The organism is Gemmatimonadales bacterium, from assembly GCA_036279355.1.
Classification (GTDB): domain Bacteria; phylum Gemmatimonadota; class Gemmatimonadetes; order Gemmatimonadales; family GWC2-71-9; genus DASQPE01.
The window spans coordinates 1-20682 of the sequence record DASUJH010000007.1; the positions used below are offsets into that span (position 1 = coordinate 1).

Sequence of the window (20682 nt, forward strand, 5' to 3'; positions counted from 1 at the left end):
TCGAGCCGCCACGAAAGTGGGCCGTAGTGATCCGGTAGCCCGGGGTGGAGCGGCTATCGCGCAACGGATAAAAGGTACGCTGGGGATAACAGGCTTATCGCGCCCGAGAGTTCACATCGACGGCGCGGTTTGGCACCTCGATGTCGGCTTATCACATCCTGGGGCTGGAGAAGGTCCCAAGGGTCCGGCTGTTCGCCGGTTAAAGTGGTACATGAGCTGGGTTCAGAACGTCGTGAGACAGTTCGGTCTGTATCCGTCGTGGGCGTGGGAGTGTTGAGGGACGTCGTCTCTAGTACGAGAGGACCGAGACGAAGCGACCGCTCGTGTACGGGCTATCCCGCCAGGGGTACCGCCCGGTAGCGATGTCGCGCGGAGATAACCGCTGAAAGCATCTAAGTGGGAAACTCTTCCCAAGATGAACACTCCTGGAGCATAAGCTCCCTCAAGGGCCCTGGGAGACTACCAGGTTGATAGGGCGCAGGTGCACGGAGGGCAACCTCTTCAGCCGAGCGCTACTAATCGCCCGTGAAGTTTGATCTCTCCCCCAGGGGGCACACCCGTGCCCCCGGACGATTCCTCTCTGCCGCAGGCGCCAAGGCGCCGGCGGCGCTCACCATCCATCTCCCGATTGTCGCGGAGCCCCTCGGGGCTCCGCTTCGATATCCGGCGCGCTTGACGCGCCGCGAGAATCGGCTGACGACTAGCGCGCAGGGGCCACACCCGTTCCCATTCCGAACACGGCAGTTAAGCCCTGCAGCGCCGATGGTACTAGGACCGAGAGGTCCTGGGAGAGTAGGCCGTCGCCAGCCTTTCCTTCGAAGGCCCGATATCCGCAAGGAGTCGGGCCTTCGCGCGTTTCAGCCCTCGCCTCGCTCTTGACAGCCGCGCCATCACGTCGGACTATAGGATTACGAAGTCGGCTGACAGATCAGATCGGCAAGCCGGCCTCGTTCCGAAGGATCAGGTCCGGACGACCGCGCCCGCGCTCGCTCCGCGCTGTGTCCCGCCCGCCCGGGCGAGGATTGAGGGTATATGAAGGATCAGGGCGTCCTCTGATGTGCCTGGCCATTCCTGGGCAGATTGTCGCAGTGGTCGACGAGGAGCGGCGGCTCGCCCGCGTGAACGTCGCAGGCGTGCAGCGCAACGTAAACGTCGGACTGCTGGATGCCGATGGGATCGGCGTTGGCCCCGGCGATTGGGTCCTGATCCACGTCGGCTTCGCCCTCTCCAAGGTGGACGAAGCGGAAGCCCTCGCCACCCTCCGCCTGCTGGAACGCATGGGCGGTGAGTATGAACTTGAGCTGAGCGAGCTCAGAGCGAGCGCGATCGAGTGAGCACTCGCCTCCCGCCCACGCCTCAGGCCTGCGACCCCGGCTCCCACTGCACCACCTGCGCCGACGAAGGCACGCCGATGCGCGTCGTCCGGATGGACGCGGACAACGCGCTCGCCGTGGGCGTTGATTCGGAAGGGCGCGAGGCCGAGATCCAACTCAATCTCGTAGGTGCGGCCGCGCCCGGCCAGCTGCTGCTGGTGCACGCGGGCGTGGCGCTGCTCCGGCTCGACGGTGGTGCCGGAGCCGGCGGCGGCGAGGAGCGGCCCAGATGAAGTTCGTCGACGAATTCCGGAATCCCGAGCTCGGCCGGGCCCTGTCGGCCCAAATCGCGGCGGAGGTCGAACCGCGGCGCCATTACAAGGTCATGGAGGTCTGCGGCGGCCACACCCACACCATCTACAAGTACGGTGTGGATGACCTGCTGCCCGCCAACGTCGAGTTGGTGCACGGGCCCGGCTTCCCGGTCTGCGTGATTCCGATGGGGCGGGTGGACGACGCGATCTCCATCGCGCGCGGGCCCGGCGTGATCTTCACCTGCTTCGGCGACATGCTGCGGGTGCCGGGTTCCAGCGGCACCCTGCTCGACGCCAAGGCCGCCGGGGCCGATGTGCGCATGGTCTACTCGCCGCTCGATGCGCTCCGGATCGCGCGGGACAATCCCGATCGGGACGTGGTCTTCCTCGCCATCGGCTTCGAGACCACGGCGCCTTCCACGGCACTCACGCTGATGCGCGCCCGCGCCGAGCGGATCCCCAACTTTTTCTGTCTGTGCAATCACGTCACCATCGTACCGCCGCTCAGGGCGCTGCTCGAGTCGCCCGATCTCCGGCTCGACGGATTCATCGGGCCCGGGCACGTCTCGACGGTAGTGGGCGGCCGGCCGTTCGAGTTCATCCCGACTGATTATGGGAAGCCGGTGGTGATCTCGGGATTCGAGCCGCTCGATGTGCTCCAGTCGGTCCACATGGTGCTCCGGCAGCTCGCCGAGGGGCGCTGTGAGGTCGAGAACCAGTACACCCGGGTCGTGCCCTACGCCGGTAACCCCCGCGCTCTGGAGGTGCTGGCCGCGGTCTTCGAGCTCCGCCCTCATTTCGAGTGGCGCGGGCTCGGCTTCATCTCGCAGAGCGGGCTCAAGCTCTCCGCGGCATACGCGGACTTCGACGCCGAGCGGCGCTATCCGGTGCCCGGCATCAGGGTGGCGGATCCCAAGGCCTGCCAATGCGGCGAGGTGCTGAAGGGCGTCATCAAGCCGTGGGAGTGCAAAGTGTTCGGCACGGCCTGCACGCCCGAGCGGCCCATCGGCACCTGTATGGTATCGAGCGAGGGGGCCTGCGCCGCCTATTACAACTACGGGCGGTTCGCCCGGGAGCGGCAGGTCGTGTAATGATGCGGCATCCCGCCGCGGGTGCCGCCGACGTCGAGCGGCACGCGCAGGAGCCGAAGGGCATGCGCGCCGAGGTCGATGCGCGCGAGCAGCGGGTGCTGGGCCGCATCGAGCAGGCGCGCTCGCGGCCCGCGCACTTCCGCGATGCGCAGATCACGATGGCGCACGGCGCCGGCGGCAAGGCGACCCGCACGCTGATCGAAGGTTTGCTTGTGCCGGCGTTCGGCTCCGCTTCGCTCGGCGAGTTGGCCGATGCCGGTACGGTGCGGCTCGAGGGCCTGGGCTTGGCACTCACGACTGACAGCTTCGTGGTGAAGCCGCTCCGGTTTCCCGGCGGATCGATCGGCGAGCTCGCCGTGAACGGCACGGTGAACGACCTCGCCGTGGCTGGAGCCCGCCCGGTGGCGCTTACGCTCGCGCTGGTGCTCGAGGAGGGGCTTCCGGCCGAGGCGTTGCGGGCGGAAGTCGAGGCGATTGGGGCGGCGGCGCGGACAGCGGGCGTCGAAATCGTGGCCGGCGACACCAAGGTGGTGGAGCGGGGCCACGCGGATGGCATGTACGTCTGCACTACCGGGCTCGGCGTCCTTGATCCGCGCGCTTCGTTGTCGCCTCGCGCGCTCAAGCCCGGCGACCGGATCGTGGTGTCCGGCCCGATCGGCGCGCACGGCACGGCGATCATGCTGGCGCGCGGCGAGTTCGAGCTGGACGCGGCCATCGAGTCGGATACCTGCTCGCTCTGGCCAGCGATGGACGCACTGCTCGCGGCGGCGGGCCCGGGGCTCCGCTGCGTTCGCGATGCGACGCGCGGCGGCGTGGCGTCCGCGCTCAACGAGCTGGCCCTCGCATCCGGCGTCGCCATGCTCGTCCGCGAGCGCGCAGTGCCCGTGGACCCCGCCGTCGCGGGCGCGTGCGAGATCCTCGGCATCGATCCCATGTACGTGGCGAACGAGGGGCGACTCGTGGCGTGCGTTGCACCGGAGCTCGCGGACGCGGCGGTGGCCGCGCTCTGTCGGGTTCAAGGCTCGGAGCGCGCGGCGGAAATCGGAGAGGTCCGGTCCGAACCGCCGGGCATGGTGCTGGTCGAGACCGCATTTGGCGGCAAGCGCGTGATGGATCTCCTGGTCGGAGACCCGCTGCCACGGATCTGCTAGGAAGACGTGCTGGTCGGGCTCTCCGCCGCGTTCGCGCGGGCGGTGGACTGGGAGGTCGAGCTGGTGCTGCGGACGGTGGAGGAGCTACGGCCTGATGCCGCCAGTCCAGGGTAAGAGCGGTACGACCACGACGCCCGCCGCGACACTCGGGGCCGCCGCGTGGATCGACCACCTCCTGCAACGCCGCACCGACGCCAACCATCGCTTCTTTGCCGCACACGCCGATCGGATCGCGCGGCTCTGCCACCGCATGGCCGAGCGATTTGCGCGGGGCGGGCGGCTGGTGGCGTTTGGGCACGCCGCGGCGCCGCGGTCCGACGTGCGCCATGTGGCGGTGGAGTTCGTGCACCCGGTGATCGTCGGGAAACGCGCGTTGCCGGCGTTGGGGCTCGCGAGCGAAGGTGGGCCGCTCGCCGCCCAAGTCGAGCTTCTGGCCGAGCCCGAGGACATCGCGATCGCGTTCGGGACGGACGAGCGCGGAGGCGATAGCGATACGGCCGCAGCGCTCGACGCGGCGCACCGTCGCGGCTGCCTCACGATTGCGTTTTCGCCAGCGGGCGCCGCGTGGGAATTCGTGCCGCCGAGCGACGACCCGTTCGTGCGCCAGGAGCTGGTCGAGACCCTCTATCACGTGCTCTGGGAGCTGGTGCACGTGTTCTTCGAGCATCGCGGGCTGCTGCATGGGCGGGAGGCGCGCACCGTTCACGACATTGGCGCGCCGGGATTTCTCTATCCCTTTCTGGCGGAGCGGGAGAACGACCTCGAGTCGGTCGTGGGCGACGTGCGTGCGTCGGTGCTGCTCAAGGCCGACGAGGTGGCCGCGCTCAGGGCGCGCACGCTGTCCGAAGGGCGCGATGCGCTCGCCGCCGCCGCGACCGCGCTGCGTGCGGCGTTCGACGGTGGTGGGCGCCTCTTCGCGCTCGGCAACGGCGGGTCCGCCACCGATGCGATGGACGTCGTGGCCGACTTCCGCGAGCCGCCGCGCGGATGGCCCGCACGCCCGGCGGTGGATCTCACCGAGGACGCGGCCATCCTGACCGCGATCATGAACGATGTGGGGCCCGAGCTCATCTTTTCCCGCCAGATCATCGCGCACGGGCGCGCGGGCGACGCAGTCCTGGCGCTCTCGACGAGCGGCGGATCGCGCAACGTGATCGAGGCCCTGGCCGAAGCGCGCCGGCGGGCCATGGTCACGGTCGCGCTCGTGGGATATGGCGGCGGCCGCATCGCCGCGGAAGGATTGGCCGACCACGTGATCGTGACGCCCTCCGAGCACATTCCGCGCATCCAGGAGGCGCAGGCGAGCGCGTACCACGTGCTGCGCGAGTTGGTGGAGCTGGCGGGCGCGGACGCGCCCTCATGAGCCGCGCGCCGGCGATGCGGCCGCGCGGAGGCGCCGTCGATCCGACCCGGCGACCGGGCCGGCGCCGGGTGCGGGCCCGGGTCGAAGGCGTGGTGCAAGGCGTTGGCTTTCGCCCGCACGTCTACCGTCTGGCCGTGACGCTGGGCCTCGGCGGTCACGTCCGGAACGACGTGCGCGGCGTGGTGGTGGAAGTCGAAGGCGACGCGGGTGCGGTCGAACGCTTCCTCGATCGTCTGGTTGCGGAGGCGCCGCCGCTCGCGTCGATCGAGCGGGTGCTGCGCGACGACATCGCGCCGGCCGGCGAGCGCAGTTTCTCGATTCTGGAGAGCGCCGCGGCGGGCGAACCGTCGGCGCTCGTCTCGCCCGACACGGCGACCTGCGCGGCCTGCCTCGGGGAGTTGTTCGACCCGGGGGACCGCCGCTATCGCTATCCGTTCATCAACTGCACCGACTGCGGGCCCCGGTTCACCATCGTGCGCGGCGTGCCGTATGACCGGCCGCTTACGACGATGGCGGGGTTTACGATGTGCGCCTGGTGCCGGGCGGAGTACGACGATCCGGGCGCCCGCCGCTTCCATGCCCAGCCCAATGCGTGCGCGGCATGCGGCCCGAGCGTGCGGCTGGTCGATGCGCTCGGGCATCCTGCATCGCGGAATGCGCCCAATGGCGATGACGCGATCGCCACCGCGGCACGTGCGCTCGCCGGCGGCGCGATCATCGCAGTGAAGGGGCTCGGCGGTTACCACCTGGCCTGCCGCGCGGACCACGAGAGCGCGGTGGCACGACTCCGTTCGCGAAAACATCGCGAGGACCGCCCGTTCGCGCTCATGGTGCCCGACGTGGGCAGCGCGCGCGCGCTGGCAGACCTGGCGCCCGAAGACGAAGCGCTGCTCACCGGGCCCGCGCGGCCGATCGTGCTCTGCCGGAGGCTCGCCGCGGGCCAGGACCGCAGGGTGGGGGCGGTCGCGCCCTCGGTGGCGCCGGGTTCGCGCGACCTGGGCCTGATGCTTCCCTATACGCCGCTCCACCACTTGCTCGTGGCGGATGCCGGCGTGCCGCTCGTGATGACGAGCGGAAATGTCTCCGACGAGCCGATCGCCTATCGCGACGACGACGCGCTTGCGCGGCTCGGAACCATCGCCGATCTCTTTCTCACGCATGACCGCCCGATCCAGACCCGGACCGACGACTCGGTGATCCGGACGGTCGCCGTCGGCGCCAGCGTTCGGCCGCTCGTCGTGCGGCGGTCACGCGGCCACGTGCCGGCGAGCCTCGCACTTCCGGACGAGGCGCCGCCGCTCCTGGCGTGCGGCGCGGAGCTCAAGAGCACGTTCTGCGTCGGCAAGGGGCGTCGCGCGTGGGTAAGCCATCACATCGGAGATCTCAAGAACTACGAGACCCTCGCGGCCTTTCGTGAGGGCGTAGCGCAATTCGAGCGGCTCTTCGCGGCGCGGCCCGAAGTCGTCGCGCACGACCTTCATCCCGACTATCTCTCCACGGCCTACGCGCTCGAGCGCCAGAGTGTCCGCCACGTCGCCGTGCAGCACCACCACGCCCACCTGGCTGCGTGCCTCGCCGAGCACGGTATGCGCGGCCCCGCGATCAGCGCCATCTTTGATGGCGCGGGTTACGGACCCGATGGGACGGTGTGGGGCGGCGAGTTGCTCTTCGGCGATCTCACCGGCTTCGAGCGGTGTGGCCACCTCTGGCCGGTGCGGCTCCCGGGCGGCGACCGCGCGGCGCGAGAGCCGTGGCGGATGGCGTGCGCGTGGCTCGCGGAGGCGGAAGGCGGCGCGCCCGCGCTTCCCTGCGCGCTGCAGGATCGAGTCGAGCCACGCCGCTGGCGCGCGGTCACGCAAATGGCGCTCGGCGGGCTGGCCGCTCCGCTCACGACGAGCGCGGGGCGCCTGTTCGACGCCATCGCTGCAATCGCCGGCGTGCGGGCGGAGGTCACCTACGAAGGCCAGGCGGCCATCGAGCTGGAAGCGCTCGCCGACCCAATCGAAGAGAGCGGGTACACCGTACCCTTGGTCGAAGCGGCGGCCAATGCCACGCTCCAGCTCGACGTCCGCGAGGCGGTGCTCGCGGCCGCGCGCGACGCCGCGGCGCTCGTTCCGTCGCCGGTGATCTCGGCGCGATTCCACAACGGCCTCGCCGAGGCGACCTCCGCGGCCCTCTCGTACATGGCACGCGCGCGCGGCTGCGACGTCGTGGTCCTCTCGGGCGGCGTATTCCAGAACCGCCTGCTTCTCGAGCGCACCGCGGCGCCGCTCAGCGCGGCGGGGTTCACAGTTCTCGTGCCGGAGCGCCTGCCGCCGAACGACGGCGGCATTGCATACGGTCAGGCGGCGGTGGCGGCGGCGCTGCACGCGGCAGCAACCGGCGCGAGCCGCTGAACGCGTCGACGGGAGCGCGCATGCTCGGCTTGGACCAGTGGATCGCGACGTTCGGCGGCGGCGGCATTACGATGGGGCTCATCGTGGCGCTGCTGCTCGGGCTGCGGCACGCCACCGACCCCGATCACCTCACCGCCGTTTCGACGCTGGTGCTCACCGGCGACCGGAGCGCCCGGCGCGCCGGCCTGCTCGGGCTCGCCTGGGGGCTCGGCCATGCGACGACGCTGTTCATGTTCGGCCTGCCGGTCGTCTTGTTCCGGCGATTCCTCCCGGAACGGCTGCTCCAGGGTGCGGAAGTGGCGATCGGCCTCGTCGTCATCGTCCTTGCGGTGCGCCTGCTGCTCCGCTGGTGGCAAGGCGAGTATCACATCCACCCGCACCGGCACGGTACGGTGCGCCACGCCCACCCGCACGCGCACGCGACGGCGCATGCCATCGATGCCCCGGGCGACCATACCCATTCGCATGCGGACGCGCTCGGCCGCACCCCGCTCGCGGCGTATGGCATCGGGCTGGTGCACGGAGTGGGGGGGTCCGCGGGCGTCGGCGTGCTGCTCGTGGGAGCGGTCTCGGGGCGCACCCAAGGCGTGGTCGCGCTGCTCGTCTTTGCCGCGGCGACGGCCGTGTCGATGGCGCTCGTGTCGACGGCGCTCGGCTACGGGCTGAGCCGGGGTCGGATGGCAGCGAGCTTGGCGCGGCTGGTGCCGGCGTTCGGGGTGGGCGGGCTGCTGTTCGGCGCGTGGTACGCCGTGGTCGCAATGCGATAGCACACACCTCAAATACCCGGTACAAACGACGCGCGCCCGAGCGCGCCCGCGTTCGGGGCCGGGTTATCGTCGACGATCTCGAACGAGACGCGCTTCGGCTGGCTTCGGTTGCCGGCCAGGTCGCGAAGCCTCACGTCTGCTGCCACTTTGCCCGTGGCGCAGGTGTTCACCGGGCATACGAAGATCTTGTCGATCTTGATCGTCCCAGCGGTCTTCGCGAAGAGCAAGTCCGGGCGGTTCACGATGCTTGTCGGCGGGATGACGTGGTTGGGATCCGAAACCACCTGGAACTCGAGCCCGACCACGTTGCCTTCGGCGTCCGTGAAAGACACCCTCGCATCGACCGGATCGCCGGCCGGGATCGGAGACGGGATCTCCGCCGCCGACAACACGGGCGCCTCGTTCGTGACATCGAACGAGAAGGTGGACGGCTCGCTCTGATTGCCCGCCTTGTCTTGGAGCGTCACGGTGGCGGTTACGCGCCCCGCGTTGCAGCCGGGAGGCCCTGCGGCCGGGCAGTTGTAAAATCCCTGCCCGATCGTTCCCTCGGTGGCGTCCGCCACGTCAAGCGGGACCTCGGTTCTGCCCTGGGCCTGGACATTGGTCGGGGTGCTCGTCACGTCCACAAGCACCTTCTCCAGGTCGCCGTCGGGATCGACGAATTGCGCCGTGCCGATGACGTGCGTGCCGGCCACGCTCGGTACGCTGGAGGGAAACTCCACACTGGTAATCCGGGGCGGCCCGGATGACGCCGGCGGTTCGACGGGAGCGTCCGCTCCGCCGCTTCCGCAGCCGCTCAGGCCGATTGCCCACGCCAGCCCAACGGCCGGCACGCAGACCATCTTTCGGGCGATTCTCATGGCGCACCTCGCGCGCTTTGGGATGACCGTCCTCGGGCCGCTGGCGGTACTTCATCGTCCCCAGCTCGGCGCACCGTCGAACGCCGCGTTGTTCGTGAAGTTGGCCGGGGCCGAGCCATCGGCGTTGATGACGAAGATCTCGTGGTTCGCGCCGACGATCCGCTCGAGCGCGATCCGGCTGCCGTCCGGCGACCAGGTGGGGCTGAAGTCTGCGTTGGTATTGCTGGTGAGCGGTACGGCGCCCACCCCGTCGGCGTTCATGACGTAGATCACGTTTGCGGCCGGGCCGCCCGCGCCGTCGGGGTCGCCGCTGAACGCGATCCGGGCGCCGTCGAGCGACCAGGCCGGCCGAGGGACATCACCGACTACGTGCTCGGCCTTTTGAGCGTGCGCATGGGCGACGACGCAGCGGCCGGCCGGTACCAGGACAGCCTCGTGGCGGGGCCCGACTCGTCGTACAGGCAAACCTTCGCCCGCGCGCTCGCCGCGAGCATCCGGGCAACTGCGGCGGTGGAGCGGGGGAGCCCGGAGGAGGCGTTGGCCGAGCTGGAGCGCGCGCCGCTCGATTGGCCGCGCGACTATACACCGGCGCACTTCAACACCCAGGGGCACGAGCGATTTCTGCGGGGCGAGCTGCTCCGCCGGCTCGGACGTGGTGCGGAGGCGCTAGGGTGGTTGGAGCCGATCGCCGAGCTGTCAACGGCCGATCTGGTATATCTCGCGCCGTCGGAGCTTCGCCAGGCCGAAATCCACGAAAAAAACGGAGAGCCGGCGCGGGCGGCGGAGCACTACCGGAACTTTCTCGAGCTGTGGAAGGAGTGCGATCCCGAACTGCGTCCGATGTGGCTCGAGGCGAAAGCCCAGCTCGACCGGCTGAGCGAGGCGGCGGACTGATTCGAGCCGCGTATACTTCCGCATGACCCGCTCAGGCGTGATCGCCCTCGCCGGCGCGCCCAACACCGGCAAGTCGTCGCTCCTCAACGCCCTCGTGGGCCAGCACCTCGCCATCGTGTCGCCCAAGGCGCAGGCGACGCGGCTGCCGGTGATGGGGCTCGTGACCGAGGACGACACACAGTACGTCTTCCACGATCTGCCCGGACTGCTCGATCCCTCCTACCTCATGCAGGCCCGGATGCGCGCGCTCGCCGTGGATGCGCTCGACGGCGCCGACGTGATCCTCCACCTGCACCCTGCACCCGCCGCGCCCGCACCGCCGCTCGCCGAGGTGACGCGGCTCGAGCGGCCGCCGGCAGCTCCCGTGCTGCTGGTCTACACCATGGGCGACCTCGTAAGCGGCGGGCGTCGTGCTGAACTCGAGAGCGGCGGGGCCTCGGTCGTGGCGGCCATCGAGGGTCAGGGCATCGCGTCGCTCCTCGCGCGTATTCGGCCGCTGCTGCCCGAGCGGCCGTTCGCCCACGACCGTGACGACGTCGGTGTGCAGCCCCTTCGCTTCTTCGTCGTGGAGTATCTCCGCGAAGCCGCGTTCGAGCTGTTGCAGGACGAGCTGCCCTACGCGTTCACCGCCGAGGTGGACGAGTTCCGCGAGGACGAGCGACCGGTGTACATTCGGGCGACGCTGTACGTCGAGCGGGAGTCGCAGAAGGGGATGGTAGTCGGCGAAGGAGGCCGGACCATCAAGGCGATCGGAACGCATGCACGCGCGCGGCTGGAGGAACTGCTCGGCGCGCCGGTCTATCTCGACACCTGGGTGAAGGTGCTCCCGAAATGGCGCCGCAGCGCCGCGGCGCTCACCCGATTCGGCTTTCCCGTTTCCCGGGAGGAATCCGCATGAGCCTCGCGCCCGAATTGCTCGAGATCCTGGTGTGCCCCAAGTGCAAGGGCGAGCTGGAGTACCGGACCGAGCCGGAATGCCTCGTGTGCCAAGCCTGCCGGCTGGTGTACGCGGTGGAAGACGGCATTCCCATCATGCTGATCGACGAGGCCACGCCGCTGTAGTCCGGGCAGCACCCCGCCGATGATCCGACGCCTCCTGCTCGTGGCGCTGCCCGCGAGCCTCGTGTTCGGGTGGTTGCACTTCCCTCCGAGTGTCGTATTCATCGTGGCGTGTCTCGGTGTGCTGCCGCTCGCCGGCTACATGGGCGAGGCGACGGAACACCTCGCCCATCGCACCGGCCCCACCATCGGCGGGTTGCTCAACGCGACGTTCGGCAACGCGGCGGAGCTCATCATCGCCATCGTGGCGCTCCGGGCCGGCCTGGTGTCGCTGGTCAAGGCCTCGATCACCGGCAGCATCCTCGGCAATCTGCTCCTCATCCTCGGCATCTCGCTCATCGCTGCAGGCACCGACCGGCAGGAGATCCGCTTCAACCGCACCTCCGCCGGCTCGAGTGCCGCGATGCTCGCGCTCGCGGTTGTCGGCCTTGTCTTTCCGGCGCTCTTCCACGCGGCGCATCCCGAAGCGCGGGCGCGCGCGGCCGAGCTGCACATGTCGGAGTGGGTGGCCGCGATCCTGATTGCGACCTATGGCTTCTCACTGCTCTTCAGCCTCAAGACCCACCGGCGGCTCTTCGGCGGCGAACCGCACGCCATGGACGGACCCACGTGGGGCGTGCGGAAGGCGGTCGTGGTGCTGGCGCTCGCGACCGTCGGTGTCGCGATCGAGTCGGAGCTGCTGGTACATGCCACCGAGGCCGTCACGGCGAGCCTGGGCCTGAGCGAGCTGTTCCTGGGCCTCATCGTAATCCCCCTCATCGGAAACGCGGCGGAGCATGCCACAGCCGTCGTGGTGGCCCGGAAGGGGCAGGTGGACCTCGCGCTACAGATCGCCCTTGGGTCGAGCACGCAGATTGCACTACTCGTGGGGCCGCTGCTGGTTTTCATCGGGCTCGTGCTCGGCCAAGAGATGGATCTGGTGTTCCAGCCATTCGAGGTGATTGGCCTGGCGGCGGCCACGGGCGTGGCCGCCATACTCATGCTGGACGGGGAATCACACTGGTTCGAGGGGGTCCAACTCCTGGCGGTATATGCCATCCTGGCGGTCGCGGCGTTTTTCATTTGACTTGGCTCGGCGGCGCGGCTTAAGTTAGCGTCAGGCAAACTCTTACCTGAGGGCACGGGTGCGGACTCGCCCGACGATTCTCTTCTTCTCGCCGGACGGTCGCCCGGTGCCGGCCCTGGTACGCCAATGGGCCCACGCCAAGGCATTCCCCCTCTTGCCGTTCCGCCGGGCCGACGAGATCGAATCCATCGTCCTGCGGGGCCATCCGTGCCTGCTGTTCGTGGATGCGGACCGCTCGAGCGCGGTGGGTCTCGGGCTCGTCCGGCGCCTCAAGAGTGATGCGTTCACCGCAATCGTCCCGGTCACCGTGCTGGCAGGCGAGCACCACCCGGAGGCCGTCCAGGCCTGGTTCGAGGCGGGGGCGGACGAGGTCATTACCGGCGCCTTTGCACAGGCGGAGCAGCGGGCTCGCATGGAGGCCATGCTGGTCCGCACGCAGCGGGATGTGTCGGTGCACCCCTCGACCCGGCTCCCCGGCACCACGGAGATCGAGCGGGAGATCCGGCGCCAGTTGGAGCTGCACCAGCAGTTCGCCGTGTGCTACGCGGACCTCGACCACTTCAAGGAGTTCAACGATCGCTACAGCTACTACGACGGCGATCGGGTGATTTATCTGCTCTCGCGGATTCTGCACGACGTCGTGAAGGGCATGTTGGGGCCGCGCGGGTTCGTGGGGCATATCGGCGGCGACGATTTCATCTTCGTCATCCCGGCGTGCGAGATCCACGGCGTCTGCACCGAGATCCTGAGCGTGTTCGACGCTCTGATTCCGCTGCAGTACAACGAGCAGGACCGGCGCGCAGGGTACTTCTTCGGCAAGGACCGCCGGGGCCAACTTCACCGGGTGCCGCTCATGACGCTCTCGATCGGCATCGTCACGAACGTGAGCCGGCGGTTCGCGCATCCGGCGCAGGTGAGCGAGCTGGCCACGGAAATGAAGAGCTACGCCAAGACGCTGCCTGGCTCGGTGTTCGTCGTCGATCGCCGTCAGGGATCCGATGCCGACACTCGGGCCGTCCCGGCATCACGCGAACGGGGCGAGGAATCCAAATGAACGTCACGTGTCCGAACTGCAGCACGCTGTACCGGGTCGATCCGGCCAAGGTGCCCGAGCAGGGAGTGCGGGCGCGCTGCGCAATCTGCAGCGCCGTCTTTGCGGTGCGGCGGGAGAGCGACGCGGCGCCGGCGCGGGCCGAGCAGCAAGCCGACGCTCCTTCGGCCGCACACGCTCCGGCGCCGGTGCCCCCGCCGGCCGCGCCGGCGCCGCAGGCTGCCAACCCCGCTGCGGCCGAGCCGACGGTCGCCGCGCAGGTCGAGAGACCCGCGGAGCCGGCGATCGAGGCGCGGAGGGAGCCGGAACCGGCACCCGCCCCCCGCGTCGAGACACATGCGCCTGAACGGCCGGGGGCGCCAGCGCCAGCGGCGCCAGAGCCACCCGCGCCACTGTCGCCGGCGCCCAGCGCATCGCCCCAGCCGGCCGCCCCGGTCCGCGGCATCGTCTTTCCGCCGCCGGCGGTGCCGCGGGCCGCACCCAGGCCCGCCATCCCCGCGGTGGCCGCGGCGGCGCCGAGCATCGGCACGCACGTGATCACGCCACCGCGGCCCGTGCCGTCAGCGCCCCAGGCGTCCGCCGCGCTCGCCACGGCCATGCCGGCCGCCGCGCCTGCAGCGCCAGCCTCACCCGCGACCGCAACGGCCCCGCCGTCGCCCCGGCCCATCAACCCGTTCCTTTCCCAAGACCCGTCGTCCAAGGCACGGCGCCTCGCACGCGCGCTCATCTCCGACATGGTGGTCTACCATCCGGGCAAGCGGCAGCAGGGCCTCCGCGACGGCAACCTTCGCGAATTGTTCAACGACGAAATCCGCAAGAGCTGGGACGAATACACCGAACAGGTGGGGCAGGAGATCGCGGAGACGACGGTCTTCTTCCGGGAGGCGCTGAACGACATCCTGGCGGACGGGCGGCAACTCTTCTAGCCCCCGCGCGAACGGGGTATATTCGAGCGTTCGGAGCCGTTCGTCCGCCCGCGGGCGGTCGAGCGGCTCACTCGCATTGTCACCACCCTGGAGCCCTGCCCATGTCGGATCTCGCCGAGCATCTGGCCGAACTGGAGCGTCGCGTCGCCGAGCTGCGAGACTTTCTTTGACCTGACGGGCAAGGCGGCGCGGCTCTCGGCGCTCGAAGCTCGGCAGTCGGAACCGGGCTTCTGGAGCAACCCCGAAACGGCCCGCGCCGCTGTGCAGGAGCTCAAGCAACTCAAGGGATGGACCGGCCCCTACGAGACACTGCATGCGAGGCTCGTGTCCGCGCGCGAAATGGCCGAGCTGTTGAAGGCGGAGCCGGACCTCGGGCTCTCGGCCGAGCTCACCCGCGAAGCGGAGGAGCTGGAGCGTGGCGTGGAGGCGTTCGAGCTCCAGGCGATGTTGCAGGGCGCCGAAGACGAGCGCGACGCACTGCTCACGATCCATCCCGGCGCGGGCGGCACCGAGTCGCAGGACTGGGCCGAGATGCTGATGCGGATGTACGTGCGCTGGGCGGAGCGGCGCGGATTCGAGGTGACGATCCTCGACCTGGTCCCCGGCGAAGAGGCGGGCATCAAGGCGGCATCGATCGAGATCAAGGGCCAGTACGCGTACGGCTATCTCAAGGCGGAGAAGGGCGTGCACCGGCTGGTGCGCATCTCCCCGTACGACTCCCAGGCCCGGCGCCACACGTCCTTCGCGTCGGTGTTCGTCTATCCGGAGGTGGACGACACGATCGAGATCGATCTGCGCGAGGAAGACATCAAAATGGATGTCTTCCGCGCCTCGGGCGCCGGTGGGCAGCACGTCAACAAAACCAGCTCGGCCGTGCGGCTCACCCACATTCCGACGGGCGTCGTCGTCTCCTGTCAGCAGGAGCGCAGCCAGTTCAAGAACAAGGACACCGCGATGAAGATGCTGCGCGCCGCCCTCTATCAGCGCAAGCTCGAAGAGCAGGAGGCGGAGCGCGCCAAGCTGGAGGCCACCAAGGCGGACATCTCCTGGGGCAACCAGATCCGCTCCTACGTCTTCCAGCCCTATACGATGGTGAACGACCACCGGACGGAGGTGAAGGTCGCTGACGTGCAGCGGGTGATGGACGGCGACCTCGACGAGTTCATTCAGGCTTATCTCAGGCGCTTCGGAGGCCGCGCGGCGTGAGCGCCACCGAAGAGCGCAGCTACATCGAGGCCGCGCGCCGCGAGCGGATGGCCGAGCTGGACCGCCGCGGCATTCCCGCGTTTGCATACCGGTTCGAGCGCACGCACACGACGGCCGAGGCGCGGGCGGCTTATCAGGACGCGATGGGCGACAACGGGCCGGAGGTGGCCGTCGCCGGGCGCATCGTGTCGCTCCGCTCGCAGGGCAAGACGGCGTTTGCGCACCTGGAGGACGCCGCAGGGCAGATCCAGATCTACTTTCGGCGTGACGCACTGGGCGACGCATACGAGCTGGTGACACTGCTCGACCTCGATGACCACGTCGGGGTACGCGGCCGCCTCTTCCGCACTCGCATGGGCGAAATTACGGTGCGGGTCGAGGCCCTCGAGCTGCTTGCCAAGTCGCTGCGGCCGCTGCCGCGCGGCAAGACCGTGGGCGAAGGCGACGAGGCGACGACATTCGGTGGCCTGGCCGACCCCGAGGTGCGGTATCGCCAGCGCTATGCGGATCTCGCCGTACACGCCGAGGTGCGTGAGGTGTTCCGGCTGCGCGCCCGGGCCATCGCATATCTCCGGCGGTTTCTCGACGAGCGCGGGTTTCTCGAAGTCGAGACGCCCGTGCTCCAGCCGCTCTACGGCGGCGCAGCGGCGCAGCCGTTCGTCACGCACCACAACGCGCTCGACCAGCCGCTCTTTCTCCGCATCGCCGACGAGCTCTACCTCAAGCGGCTCCTGGTGGGCGGGTTCGAGCGGGTCTACGAGATCGGACACGACTTCCGCAACGAGGGGATGGACCGGACGCACAACCCCGAGTTCACGATGCTCGAGTTGTATCAGGCATACGCCGATTACCGGGACATGATGGCGCTGGTCGAGGCGATGATCTCGGGGGTCGTCGAGCATTGCCTGGGCACCCGCACGATCGAGCGGGAGGGAGTGATGCTCGACTTCACGCCGCCTTGGCCACGGGTGGAGTTCGTTTCGGGGCTCGCGGCGCGCACCGGGGTGGACATCCGAACCGCCCCCGAGGCCGCGCTCAGAAAGCTCCTGGTGGACGCTGGCGTGCCGCCCGACACCGCGGCGGGATTTTCCGGCGGCAAGTTGTATGACGAGGTGTTCAAGGTGTGGCTCGAGCCGACGCTCGTGCAGCCGACGTTCGTGGTAGACTACCCGAAGGCGCTCTCGCCGCTCGCGCGGGTGCACCGGACGGACCCGGCGCTTACCGAGCGGTTCGAGTTGTTCGTGCGCGGCGTGGAGCTGGCCAATGCGTTCAGCGAGCTCAACGATCCCGACGACCAGCGCGCCCGGTTCGCGGATCAGGCCCGCCAGCGTGCCGCCGGCGACCACGATGCGCAGCAATACGACGCCGACTACATCCGTGCGCTCGAGTACGGGATGCCGCCGGCGGGCGGCGTCGGCATCGGGGTGGACCGGCTGGTGATGCTCCTCACCGGCGAACCGTCCATCCGCGACGTGACCCTCTTTCCCGCGATGCGGCCGGAGACGTAAGCGAGCTGGCAAACCGATGACGCTGCAGCCCACCGATCGAGTGCCCGGCGAAAGACCGCCGGTGACGGGCACGCCCGAGCTCCGGGCCGTCCTGCGCTGGCCCTCGCGGCTCGAGCGCCGGATTGCGGGGCGCTACCTCCGCTCTCGCCGGGGCTCGCGTACGGCATCGCTCAGCACGGTCATCTCCATCGGCGGTGTCGCCGTCGGCGTGCTGGCGCTCACGGTGGTGCTCGGCGTCATGAACGGTCTGCGCGACGATCTGCGCGAGCGCATCCTGGTGGGAAGCCCGCACCTCCGGGTGCTCACGTTCGGCGCGGGGCTCCGGCTGGACGACTGGCAGCATGTGCTCGCCGAGGTGCGGAAGGTGCCGGGCGTGGTCGCGGCGGAGCCCGAGGTGATCAGCCAGGCCGGAATCACGGCGGGCCACGACTACGGCGAGGCCGTCAACGTGCTGGGCTTCGAGCCAGACACCGGCACGAAGTCGGTCACATCCTTCCCTCAGTCGATCACCAAGGGCGATCTCTCCTTCAAGCCGACCCGCAAAGACGTGGATGGCGCGCTGCTCCTCGGCGCCCGGCTCGCGAGCCGGCTCTCGGTCTATCCTGGCGATGTGGTGACGCTGGCGCCGGTCACCGAGGCCAAGATCAATCCCGCGCTCGGCGTCGCCGTGCCCAAGTTCTGGAAGTTCGAGGTGACCGGGCTGTTCGACACCGGCATGTTCCAGTACGACAACCAGTTCGTCGTAATGTCGCGGACCATGGCGCAGAAGTTCACCGGATTGGGTGACGCGGTGTCGGGGATTGCCGTGCGGGTGACCGATCCCGACCTGGCCCCGGTGGTGGGCGCGAGGATCGAGCAGCGGCTCGGGTATCCCTATCGCACGCTCGACTGGCAGGACCAGAACGCGAGCCTCTTCAGCGCTCTCCAGCTCGAGAAGCTCGCGATGGGCCTGATTATCTTCTTCATTATGGTGGTCGCGGCGTTCAACATCGTCGGGACCCTTACGATGGTGGTGGCGGACAAGACGCGTGAGATAGGCATCCTCCAGGCGATGGGCCTCACGGCGCCGGCGGTCGCACGGATCTTCCTCGCACAGGGCGCCATCATCGGGCTGGTCGGCACCAGCCTCGGCCTCGTCAGCGGCCTCGCGGTTTCCTACCTGGTGGACCGCTCCGGCTGGATCAAGATCAACCCCGCGGTGTACTTCATCGATCACCTGCCGGTCCATGTCGAGCTGCGAGACGTACTGGTTGTGGTGGCCGCGAGCATCGCGATCGCCGTGCTCGCGACGGTGTACCCGTCGCTCTCGGCGGCGCGGCTCACACCGGTCGAAGCCATCCGGCATGAGTGAGCGGCGGAGGTGAGTGTGCCGATTCTGGAGGCGAACGCGCTCAGGAAGGTTTATCGCGGGGGGGACGGGAGCCTGATCGAGGTGCTCGCCGGCACCGACCTCGCGGTCGCCCGGGGCGAGTTTGTCGCCATCATGGGGGCGAGCGGCAGCGGCAAGAGCACGCTGCTCCACCTTCTGGGCGCGCTCGACCGGCCGACCTCGGGCACGGTAAGGCTCGAGGGCCAGTCATACGCCGAGCTCGCGCCACCGGCGCTCGCGCAGGTGCGCAACCGGCGGCTTGGGTTCGTCTTTCAGTTTCATCACCTGCTGCGGGAGTTCACCGCGTTGGAAAACGTCATGCTGCCCCTGCTCATCGCCGGCGCGTCCGATGCGGCGGCGCGCTCCAAGGCCGAGGAGCTGCTCGCGGCGGTGGGGCTCGCGGGGCGGATGTCGCACCGGCCGACGGCGCTCTCGGGCGGCGAGCAGCAGCGGACCGCCGTGGCGCGCGCGCTCGCGACCGATCCGGTGGTGGTGCTGGCGGACGAGCCGTCGGGCAACCTCGACTTCGGGCACAGCGAGATGCTGCACGAGCTGTTCGCCAATCTCGCGCGCCAGTTCGAGACCGCCCTCGTCGTGGTCACCCACAACCGGCTCCTGGCCGCGAGAGCAGACCGGATTCTCACTCTGGAGAACGGGCGGCTGGTGCCGATGCCGGGCGTGGAGTCGATGCCGTCATGACCTGCGACCAGTGCCACGAGCGCGAGGCCGCCGTCCATCTCACCCAAGCGGTAGGCGGCGAAATGACCACAGTCCACCTGTGCGAGCGCTGCGCGGCGGAGAAGGGCATCGAGAGCGCGGGGTCGGTGGAGCAGAACCCCTTTGCGAAGCTCGTGGCCGCGAGCATGGGAAAGGGCCAGCCCGACAAGCTCGCCGGTCTGAGCGGCGCCGACCGCATGGCGTGCAGCCGCTGCGGCGCCACGTTGCAGGATTTCCGCGAGACGGGCCGGTTGGGCTGCGCCGACTGTTACCGGAGCTTCGAGGCTCCGCTGCGCGACCTGCTTCGCCGGCTGCACGGCTCGACGGTGCACATGGGCGAGCGGTACGCGGAACGCGGTGCGCCGGCGGAGCCGGGGCGGCACGAGGCCGAGCTGAGGGAACAGCTCCGCCTTGCAATCGAAACCGAGAACTTCGAGCTGGCAGCCGAGCTTCGCGACCGGCTGCGGGTGGCCGAGTGAGGCGGGTGGCCGAGTGAGGCGGGTGGCCGAGTGATCGATCTGAGCCTGCTCACCGACGGCGGCGTCGGGTGGCTCGACGCAAGCGGGCCGCTCAACAACCTGGTGCTCTCGACCAGGGTGCGGCTGGCGCGGAATCTGGCGGGCAACGTCTTCCAGACGCGAAGCAGCGAAACCGACCGCGAGCGCATCCTCGACACGATACAGCGGGCAGCGCGAGAGACGGTGCTGCTCCGGCGCGCGGCGCTCTTCCGCCTCGACCGATTGGAACGCACCGACCGGCAGCTCCTGCACGAGCGGCACCTCGTCAGCAAGGAATTGGCGGGCCTCGAGGCCGATGGGCGGGTGCGGAGCGGAGCCTCGCTCCTCGTTCAGGACCGCATCGGCGTGATGGTGAACGAGGAAGATCACCTGAGGCTCCAGGGTCTGCATTCGGGCTTCGCGCTCGATGCCGCGTACGCCGAAGTGGAACGGCTCGACGCGGAGTTGGGACAACGACTTCCCTTCGCATTCCACTCTGAGTTTGGTTACCTTACCTCTTGCCCCACGAACGTCGGGACGGGGCTCCGTGCATCGGTGCTGATCCACCTGCCGGGGCTGGTGCTCACCAAGGAGATCTCGAAGGTTCTCCAAGGGCTGGCACAGGTGGGCCTCACCTTCCGCGGGCTGTACGGCGAGGGGAGCGAAGTCGTCGGCAACTTCTTCCAGCTCTCCAACCAGACCACGCTCGGCAAGTCCGAGTCGGAATTGCTCGATCACCTGGGTAAGATGGTGCGCCAGGTCATCGACTACGAAGAGCAGGCGCGGCAGGTGCTGGTCCGGGACGCGCCGGCCATCATCGAAGACAAGGTCTGGCGCGCGTACGGTTTGTTGCGCTACGCGCGGTCGCTCTCCTTCGAGGAGGCGATGAACCTGCTGAGCGGGGTCCGGCTCGGCGTGGGGATGGGGCTGATCCCGGGCGTTGGGATGTACACGCTGAACAAGCTGCTGGTCTACACGCAGCCGGCGCACCTCGCGGCGGGGCAGGGCTCGGGAGCCGGGCCGGCCGCCGACGCGGAGATCCCGATTCGGCGGGCCCAATACGTGCGGCGGATGCTTGAAGAGGAAGTCGGCCGGCGCGGGTAGGCGGCCGTGGCCAAGAATGCAGAACGCAGG

General features: G+C 69.2%; 21 protein-coding genes and 2 rRNA genes. 21 read left to right on the forward strand and 2 right to left on the reverse strand.

The genetic code is table 11. From position 1 onward, the window contains the following. The 9 genes from VFW66_01410 to VFW66_01450 all read left to right on the forward strand — a co-directional run. A 23S ribosomal RNA gene (locus VFW66_01410) occupies positions 1-540 on the forward strand; the annotation flags it as partial. Positions 541-692: 152 nt separating this feature from the next. Then, positions 693-809 (forward strand): 5S ribosomal RNA (gene rrf / locus VFW66_01415). 246 nt (positions 810-1055) lie between these two features. Beyond that, positions 1056-1334, forward strand: a complete 279-nt coding sequence (gene hypC, locus VFW66_01420; protein ID HEX5385338.1) for a HypC/HybG/HupF family hydrogenase formation chaperone — start codon at positions 1056-1058, stop codon at positions 1332-1334. Continuing rightward, a complete protein-coding gene (locus tag VFW66_01425; protein ID HEX5385339.1) occupies positions 1331-1606 on the forward strand; it encodes a HypC/HybG/HupF family hydrogenase formation chaperone in 276 nt (91 codons plus the stop codon). The genes hypC and VFW66_01425 overlap by 4 nt, the downstream gene beginning before the upstream one ends. Then, positions 1603-2718 (forward strand): hydrogenase formation protein HypD, encoded by a 1116-nt coding sequence (gene hypD / locus VFW66_01430; protein HEX5385340.1) that lies wholly within the window; start codon positions 1603-1605, stop codon positions 2716-2718. Before VFW66_01425 ends, hypD begins: the two co-directional genes overlap by 4 nt. Beyond that, positions 2718-3869 carry a hydrogenase expression/formation protein HypE gene (gene hypE / locus VFW66_01435; protein ID HEX5385341.1) on the forward strand — a complete coding sequence of 384 codons (1152 nt, stop codon included), beginning with the start codon at positions 2718-2720 and terminating at the stop codon, positions 3867-3869. Before hypD ends, hypE begins: the two co-directional genes overlap by 1 nt. A gap of 94 nt (positions 3870-3963) precedes the next feature. Further along, positions 3964-5232 (forward strand): SIS domain-containing protein, encoded by a 1269-nt coding sequence (locus VFW66_01440; GenBank protein ID HEX5385342.1) that lies wholly within the window; start codon positions 3964-3966, stop codon positions 5230-5232. Beyond that, entirely contained in the window at positions 5229-7628 is a 2400-nt protein-coding gene (hypF, locus tag VFW66_01445; protein HEX5385343.1) for a carbamoyltransferase HypF, read from the forward strand. Before VFW66_01440 ends, hypF begins: the two co-directional genes overlap by 4 nt. Before the next feature lie 20 nt (positions 7629-7648). Next, a complete protein-coding gene (locus tag VFW66_01450) occupies positions 7649-8395 on the forward strand; it encodes a hypothetical protein (GenBank protein HEX5385344.1) in 747 nt (248 codons plus the stop codon). 8 nt (positions 8396-8403) lie between these two features. Here VFW66_01450 and VFW66_01455 read toward each other — a convergent pair whose 3' ends face one another. After that, the gene (locus tag VFW66_01455; GenBank protein HEX5385345.1) at positions 8404-9090 is read right to left on the reverse strand and encodes a hypothetical protein; all 687 of its coding nucleotides are present in this window, start codon (positions 9088-9090) and stop codon (positions 8404-8406) included. Between the two features lie 216 nt (positions 9091-9306). Beyond that, a complete protein-coding gene (locus tag VFW66_01460; GenBank protein ID HEX5385346.1) occupies positions 9307-9528 on the reverse strand; it encodes a hypothetical protein in 222 nt (73 codons plus the stop codon). 120 nt (positions 9529-9648) lie between these two features. Between VFW66_01460 and VFW66_01465 the strand changes: the two genes are divergently transcribed. The 12 genes from VFW66_01465 to VFW66_01520 all read left to right on the forward strand — a co-directional run bounded on the left by VFW66_01465 (position 9649) and on the right by VFW66_01520 (position 20652). Next, positions 9649-10149 carry a hypothetical protein gene (locus VFW66_01465; GenBank protein HEX5385347.1) on the forward strand — a complete coding sequence of 167 codons (501 nt, stop codon included), beginning with the start codon at positions 9649-9651 and terminating at the stop codon, positions 10147-10149. A gap of 22 nt (positions 10150-10171) precedes the next feature. Then, positions 10172-11047 carry a GTPase Era gene (gene era / locus VFW66_01470; GenBank protein HEX5385348.1) on the forward strand — a complete coding sequence of 292 codons (876 nt, stop codon included), beginning with the start codon at positions 10172-10174 and terminating at the stop codon, positions 11045-11047. Next, positions 11044-11211 (forward strand): Trm112 family protein, encoded by a 168-nt coding sequence (locus VFW66_01475; protein ID HEX5385349.1) that lies wholly within the window; start codon positions 11044-11046, stop codon positions 11209-11211. Before era ends, VFW66_01475 begins: the two co-directional genes overlap by 4 nt. 19 nt (positions 11212-11230) lie before the next feature. Continuing rightward, on the forward strand, positions 11231-12274 hold the full coding sequence (gene cax, locus VFW66_01480) for a calcium/proton exchanger (protein HEX5385350.1): 1044 nt from the start codon (positions 11231-11233) through the stop codon (positions 12272-12274). Between the two features lie 58 nt (positions 12275-12332). Continuing rightward, the gene (locus VFW66_01485) at positions 12333-13328 is read left to right on the forward strand and encodes a diguanylate cyclase (protein HEX5385351.1); all 996 of its coding nucleotides are present in this window, start codon (positions 12333-12335) and stop codon (positions 13326-13328) included. After that, positions 13325-14251 (forward strand): zinc-ribbon domain-containing protein, encoded by a 927-nt coding sequence (locus tag VFW66_01490; GenBank protein HEX5385352.1) that lies wholly within the window; start codon positions 13325-13327, stop codon positions 14249-14251. The genes VFW66_01485 and VFW66_01490 overlap by 4 nt, the downstream gene beginning before the upstream one ends. Before the next feature lie 95 nt (positions 14252-14346). After that, positions 14347-15457 (forward strand): peptide chain release factor 2 gene (prfB, locus tag VFW66_01495; protein HEX5385353.1). Its coding sequence is split into 2 segments (ribosomal slippage): positions 14347-14418 and positions 14420-15457, totalling 1110 coding nucleotides; the frame shifts between segments, so codons are not numbered across the junction. Continuing rightward, a complete protein-coding gene (gene lysS, locus VFW66_01500) occupies positions 15454-16965 on the forward strand; it encodes a lysine--tRNA ligase (GenBank protein HEX5385354.1) in 1512 nt (503 codons plus the stop codon). The genes prfB and lysS overlap by 4 nt, the downstream gene beginning before the upstream one ends. A gap of 16 nt (positions 16966-16981) precedes the next feature. Further along, entirely contained in the window at positions 16982-18316 is a 1335-nt protein-coding gene (locus VFW66_01505) for an ABC transporter permease (protein HEX5385355.1), read from the forward strand. 15 nt (positions 18317-18331) lie between these two features. Beyond that, a complete protein-coding gene (locus VFW66_01510) occupies positions 18332-19033 on the forward strand; it encodes an ABC transporter ATP-binding protein (protein HEX5385356.1) in 702 nt (233 codons plus the stop codon). Continuing rightward, the gene (locus tag VFW66_01515) at positions 19030-19530 is read left to right on the forward strand and encodes a UvrB/UvrC motif-containing protein (GenBank protein ID HEX5385357.1); all 501 of its coding nucleotides are present in this window, start codon (positions 19030-19032) and stop codon (positions 19528-19530) included. Before VFW66_01510 ends, VFW66_01515 begins: the two co-directional genes overlap by 4 nt. 30 nt (positions 19531-19560) lie before the next feature. After that, positions 19561-20652 carry a protein arginine kinase gene (locus tag VFW66_01520; GenBank protein ID HEX5385358.1) on the forward strand — a complete coding sequence of 364 codons (1092 nt, stop codon included), beginning with the start codon at positions 19561-19563 and terminating at the stop codon, positions 20650-20652. Positions 20653-20682 lie beyond the last annotated feature (30 nt).